At 34.9% G+C, this 6,691-nt stretch carries 5 protein-coding genes and 1 pseudogene; 3 read left to right on the top strand and 3 right to left on the bottom strand.

The window, feature by feature from the left end; translation table 11 throughout:
- A pseudogene (locus tag ACFIL8_RS05515) lies at positions 1–297 on the top strand (type ISP restriction/modification enzyme); the annotation flags it as partial.
- 981 nt (positions 298–1,278) lie between these two features.
- On the opposite strand, the gene ACFIL8_RS05510 reads toward ACFIL8_RS05515, so the two are convergent.
- Entirely contained in the window at positions 1,279–2,652 is a 1,374-nt protein-coding gene (locus ACFIL8_RS05510) for a glutamate--cysteine ligase (protein ID WP_375612076.1), read from the bottom strand.
- Between the two features lie 68 nt (positions 2,653–2,720).
- Positions 2,721–3,464, bottom strand: coding sequence for a 16S rRNA (uracil(1498)-N(3))-methyltransferase (locus ACFIL8_RS05505; protein ID WP_375634705.1), 744 nt, complete (start codon positions 3,462–3,464; stop codon positions 2,721–2,723).
- 235 nt (positions 3,465–3,699) lie between these two features.
- On the opposite strand from ACFIL8_RS05505, the gene ACFIL8_RS05500 reads away from it, so the two are divergent.
- Positions 3,700–3,843: a hypothetical protein gene (locus tag ACFIL8_RS05500; protein WP_273790383.1), complete on the top strand. Its 144-nt coding sequence runs from the start codon at positions 3,700–3,702 to the stop codon at positions 3,841–3,843.
- A 315-nt stretch (positions 3,844–4,158) separates the two neighbouring features.
- Here ACFIL8_RS05500 and ACFIL8_RS05495 read toward each other — a convergent pair whose 3' ends face one another.
- Positions 4,159–6,039, bottom strand: coding sequence for an AsmA family protein (locus ACFIL8_RS05495; RefSeq protein WP_375613543.1), 1,881 nt, complete (start codon positions 6,037–6,039; stop codon positions 4,159–4,161).
- Positions 6,040–6,355: 316 nt separating this feature from the next.
- Between ACFIL8_RS05495 and ACFIL8_RS05490 the strand changes: the two genes are divergently transcribed.
- The coding region (locus tag ACFIL8_RS05490; protein WP_375689079.1) for a tetrahydrofolate dehydrogenase/cyclohydrolase catalytic domain-containing protein at positions 6,356–6,691 on the top strand (336 nt) is incomplete at its 3' end.

Below are 6,691 nucleotides of genomic sequence, written 5' to 3'. Positions count from 1 at the left end.
ACAAAAAGTTGAAAATAGGATGATACAAATTACAGGCATAGGAGCACGAAGCGTTTTTTCTGTATTGATAGCTAAGAATTTGCCTAATCTAGATGCAATAGATACAGGTCAATGCTTTCCACGGTATCTTTATAAAAACGTTGAATCTCTGTAACTGTTCATGATGAAAAACAATCCCATTTGTTTGCAAATTCAATAAAGGAAAGAAAAACATCTGGTTTACAGAGGCGTGATGCCATTACGGATGAAGGACGAGCACATTTTAAAGCTGCTTATCCTAGTGAGAGCATAACAAAGACGATTACAAATTTCTAGATAATGAAAACAATGGAAAAGACTGAGGATATATGATTAAAATGAGAGGCTTTAAGTCTACAAATATTATAAATTTTATGAATAGTACAGTTTAAAGCATTAAAAGCAGTCTTACAGTAGATTTACAATGTATGGGGATGATTAATTGCCTATAATAAGTTGCGCTCATACTGATAAAGCTTATTCTGCTATAGAAATGTTGTGCTTTTTTGAATTTTTGTGCGTATTCAAACACTCATTCGTTACAAGCTCAATCTCTTTATCTCGTGCCTCTTTATCAAGAATAATAGTATTTTAATATAATACCCCTTTGCATACAAATAGTTATTTCTTATCTATGAATAGCTTATAATTTCATATAACTCTATGAAGATAATATTTTTTATTTATCAATATTTAATGATGTAATTAACACATTCATTATATATAATAATCTTTATTTCTATCTATTTACAGAATATATTTCTTTTTTTTATAAAAATAAAATTGAGTTATACATACATAGATCTATCGGTATTTTTTCTACTGTCTTTTTAGCGCACTGAAAGATTGATATCGTAATTTTTGTATAATAAAATACTCTTTCATATAAGCATCGTATATTGAATTATAATAATTGACTATTAACCGCAAATTATATTTTTTATCCCTTTTAAAAGTAAAAAATATAATTTTCAGACCTATTCATAAGTAGGCTTAGCCAAGTGAATAAAAAATGTTTGATAATAAGCTTTATCTCTTATGAACTATCTTTTGTACAAAGGGACAACATTATGATTACAGAAATATCGTGATATTATTGGGTATAAAAATCACACTCCCCAAGAAATTTTTGTATTGTATCCTTTCCGTTATGAGAAATGTTAAAAGCAAGGTAGGATATGCTCTCTAGAGCAAATGAGTGAATGAACCACCACGGTTATATGCATTTTTAAAAAAGTAGGAAGTATCTTTGCTTCAAATTTAATAGGCACATTCTAAAAATAAAGGTTCTACCGACTCATTCCAAATAGAATAGTAATGGGACAAAAATTTTTCAGCATCTGTTTGTCCCATTGCAACAACCTCTTCTAGAGGATTAAGAAAATTTGTTTCATCAAAACCATTCGTATCATACTGTTTGCGATTTTTTAAGCCTTTGCGAGCAATAGCGAGAGCTTGACGTGCTAACTCTAAAAGAATAGTTTGACGAAAAGGAGTTCTTAACCCTTCTTTAGGAACGCGTTGGCGCAACTCTAAAACTTCTTCAAAACACCAATCTTTTGTCAAAGCCTCTGCCTCATTAAGTGCTTCCCTATCATAAAGAAGCCCAACCCAAAAAGCCGACAACGCACAAATGCGCTTCCAAGAACCACAATCAGCTCCCCTCATTTCTAAAAATCTTTTTAAGCGGACTTCAGGAAATAACGTTGATAAGTGATTAATCCAATCTCCCATGTTTGGAATTGAATTTGCAACTTGTCCTTTTAATGCTCCATTCATAAACTGACGAAACGTTATGTGTGTACAATCATAATAACGACCATCACGCACAACAAAATACATTGGAACATCAAGGGCCCATTCAACATAATCAGCAAAACCAAAACGCTCAGAAAATACAAAGGGCAGAACGCCTGTCCTCTGATTATCCGTATTACGCCAAATTTCAGAACGCCACGATAAAAAGCCATTTGGGCGCCCTTCTGTAAAGGGCGAACTTGCAAATAATGCCGTTGCAATGGACTGTAACTTCATGGATACTTGCATTTTTCGCCGCATATCACTTTCAGATGAAAAATCAAGATTAACCTGAACTGTTGATGTGCGATACATCATATTAAGACCATTATACCCCACTTTAGGCATATAATCAGTCATAATCTGATAACGTGATTTAGGCATTCGCGGCGTTTCAGCTAAAGTCCACTTTGGACTAGCTCCAAGACCTAGAAAACCTATACCTAATGGTTCTGCAATTTTTTTGAGAAGAGTTAAATGCTCCATCAACTCGTAATATGTATGGCTTACTGATTTTAATGGTGCACCAGATAATTCAAATTGTCCCCCAGGTTCCAAAGAAATGGCTCCCTGATCAACTGATCCTACGAGCCCAATAATATTCTCTTCATCTAAAATAGGTTTCCATCCTAAGGCGCTTTGCATCCTCTCTAAAAGCGCTCGGATTCCCCTCTCTCCTTCATAAGGAACAGGGTGAAAACCATCTCTATAAAACGGAAATTTTTCATGTTCTGTACCAATGCGCCAATCATCTTCTGCTTTATACCCCCCTTGGAAATAGCTAACCAAAGAATCTAAGTTATAAATTTCACTTTCATCAGTTATATCAAGCGCCATAACTTACCGTATCCTATAATTGGTATCATCATCTTAAATAAATTGTTTAGAATGATTTTACAGATTTCTCAATCCATTGCCCAATCCCCCACGGTAGCATTAAGAAGAGCCAAAGCAGCAACAGCGGCAGTATCAGCGCGTAAAATACGCGGACCTAGTGATATTGGAAACACAAAAGGATGTTTTTTTAAAAAGCTCCGCTCTTCTTCACTAAAGCCACCTTCCGGTCCAATAAGAATACCAGGTGTTGTAACGTCACGCTTTTTAAAAGAAGGTAATGGATTATGCAATTTATGCTCTTCATCACAAAAGAATAAAGGCTGTGTCTCATCCCACTGTGCTAAAAGTTCTGCTAATGATAGAGCCGATACGCATTTAGGAAGAGATAAAATTCCACACTGTTCAGAAGCTTCAATAACATTGGCTTCCATACGCGCCATATTGATACGCGTAACCTGCGTATGATGCGTTATAACAGGCTGCAAAATCGATACCCCCATTTCAACAGCTTTCTGCACCATATAATCCAACCGCGCATTTTTGAGTGGAGCAAAGCAATAAATAAGATTGGAATGCGTCGTTTGTAATCTTTCTTGATGGATAAGCTGAACCACAACAAATTTTTTCTTAACAGTGATAAGTTTAGCAAGCCACTCACCATCCTGTCCATTAAAAAGTAAAATTTCTGCTCCTTCTTTCATACGCAAAACATGCATAAGATAAGAAGCTTGTGCCCCCTCTATCTTTATTTCTTCATTCAAAGCCAATGTCTGTCGGATAAATAATCTTTTAAGTTTATAATTTATGCGCATAAAAATTTTGCCAATGCTCACTATCGTCATCGAGAAAATGAAGAAAAATATATAGCAAAAAGAAAAAATTATATCTATAGAACTATAATATATTAAAGAATTATAGAGTTTTTTTAGCTTTATGAGATAATAATAGGAACTTATAGATCCTTAAGTGATTCTGCTTTCATAAAAGTTTAAATAATGCACCATTCATCTTTGCATTCAGTCATTGATGCATCCGTGGAGGAAAAATATGTCTGCTAAAAAAGCTACAATTATTACGATTACAACCCTCTTAGCCTTTATTTTGATTACAGTGGGAATTGGTTCTGTTGGAGCCGACGGGAAGCATACAATTACCAAAGATGGCTATGGTATTTCTTCTGCGATTCAATAAGCACTGGCCAACATCCTCCTTAAAATTTTAATGTTTTTTAGCAATTTTTATAAGATTAGCACCGATATTATGAATCTCTTGTATTTGAAAGATTCCATAAGAAGGTTTTTTATTCCTCTCTTCAGTCATTTATCTATACCAACCTCACTTATTATGACGGTGAGGATGGTTTTTACTGCTTCACGACGAACGGATTTAAAATGAGAGAATCTTCCGATAATGGGAGCTCTGATTTAAATTTAAAAGACAATTTTAAGTTGCAAAAAGACGAATTACCATTATAGGATAGAATATTATACAGATGAAAAACGATACTCAATCTGCGTTAATATCTTTTGTAACCCAAAAATCGCCATGATTTTGTCCTTTAGAGCTTAGAGAAAATGTAAAAGGCCATGCAAGGCTATTAGCAAGACATTGGACATCTTTACATAAAGTTTCTGATCTATAGTTTTTGCGTAGTTGTGCCTGTAATATCAGTTCATTTTCCTTCCCTTGCGCAATAGCAGTTGCAATGGTTCCTTGAATGGATAAGCTCAAGTCTGCTGTACGCATTAATGACTCTGTTACCTTCATCATACCTTCTGAAAAGCTTGTCTGAATATCCCAGTGATCAAATGTTGTTGAAAAAGTATCATTATTCATTAAAAGAAATTGTTGTTTATTTGAAAGTCTTGTTTGTAATTCATTCAGATCATACCCTAATAGCCGACCAGAAGACATCTTCAGTGTTAACTCACCCTGCATTTTCGTAAAAATTTCTGGCCAAGAATCAGCAAGTGTTCGTACCGTTGCAGTAAAATTCGTTTTGCTTTGTATAAATGGAATAAATCCCAAGATTTCTAAAGTCTCCTGCATATCAATAGAAGCACCTGAAATATTTCCTCCAATACGCACTTTCTGTCCAGCTGAGGTAACTTCAATATTACTTTGCACAGATCCACCAAAAATATTCGCATGTCCAAGATCAAAAATACCATGACCATCTCTTATTTGTATTGCAGCAGCTAAATTTGTGAGTGAAATATTTCCTATTTTAGCTTGTGGCGCAGAAAGTCGTATATCCACGCCAATACAATCAAAAGTTCTCATGTCAAAGCAGGCATTTTTCTTTTTACCTGAAAAAAACATTGAACCCAAGAGGCTAAGGTCTAGATTATCAAAGGCTAAAGAGCCCATGACATTTGGTACATAATCTTGAAAATCGAGTTTTAAAGCTCCTCGCGCATTGGCTTTCCCCATCGTAAATGTAACATTGTTCATTTGGATATGCATTGGCTGCGCTAAAAAATGAGATTCCCATACAATGGGTATTTTTAATTTATGTCCCCAAAACTGATTTCCACCAACCCAAGACAATGTCTGATTCCATCCAGGAGAACGCATTGACACTTTTCCGTCAAAAATATAATATTCAGATAATCGAGCCTTTCCTGTAAAAGTTATTCCCCCACGTACAGAATTGAGACTTGCCCTAATATGACTTTTGCCTCCAGCAAGAAGCAGTAATGCTTGAGAAGCATCAAGTGATAATTTTGTAAACTCTCCGCGCCAACGCGCATCTGCACGTAACCGTACTTCCTGAGTTGATTCCGGCCAATCTAAAGTTGCATTTAATCCTGTTATTTTTTCTGCTACTCCTGAAAAACTATCGTGATACACAAGAACACCATTTTTAATGACAATCCGTCCAAAAGGTTGTTTTAAAAGGTGCTCTATCTCTGGATGCTCAGGATTATGTTTTAATATTTCACGCGTATTACGTATTGCCACCCCTAATGCACCTTGTGAGCGAGAAAACCGATCAAAAAAATCTGCTATTGTTTTAACAGGCTTTTCCATAACAAATTGAGGATGCATAATCCGCGTCTCTGAAAAAGAAATATGTCCCCAAAGAAGATCGACGACAGAAAGATCAACTTCTATTGATTCAGCTTCCATTAATGGCGCAACATCATCCATTTTTGATGTTAAAGTAACGCCAGAAAGAAATGCTTTAGGATAAGGAAAAAGATGTAACCGCGGTGGATCACGCAATTGCACATTGTAACCCGTCCATGCACTTAAATCCTGCGCTAAACGAATACGAATCGCATCTGTAGAAATAAGATAAGGTAAAACGAGAATCCCCACTCCAAATAAAAAGATAATTGTAATAAAAACTCCGCTCAAAAATTTTATTATTCTGATGCGCACATTATCCCTCTATACTTATCCCCCTATAACAGATTAAAAACAAACTTAAATGATCATAAAAAGTTTTTATAACCCTATAATTCACTATATCCACTTTGTATCTTCATTATTTTTGTTCTTTATCCAAAATTTATTCAAACAGCAATGTTGCTGCTTCTTTATAAAGCAATTATTTAAAAGTCTTCAAAACTATAAATCCACAACATTATAAAACCATTCTTACTGTTCTCATATGAATATTGCTATAAAACTCTATCGTATTATTAGAAAATGCTTTACAAAAAAAAACAAACAGCCTTACCGAAAGGATCTCTGAATGAATAATATTATCGACGGAAAAAAACTTGCTGAAGAGATTATTGTGAAAGTTAAGGCCGAAACAGCAAAGCTCCGCCATCACTATAATATACAACCTAGTATCGCTGTTATTATCGTTGGAGATGATCCTGCAAGTCAAGTATATGTCACCTCAAAAAATAAAAAAGCCGAAGAATGTGGGTTTCTTTCAATCAAACATGCCGTTTCCAAAGAAACGCAAGAAAAAGAACTCCTTCAACTTATTGCAACATTAAATTCTGATCCCAAAATTCATGGTATTTTGGTACAGCTGCCTCTCCCTGCTCATATGAATACAAATCGCATAACACAAGCC

The sequence above is a fragment of the Bartonella sp. AP57NXGY genome, from assembly GCF_042195805.1.
Classification (GTDB): domain Bacteria; phylum Pseudomonadota; class Alphaproteobacteria; order Rhizobiales; family Rhizobiaceae; genus Bartonella.
The sequence above is the reverse complement of the archived record's forward strand: the minus strand, read 5'-3'. Positions and strand labels throughout refer to the sequence as shown.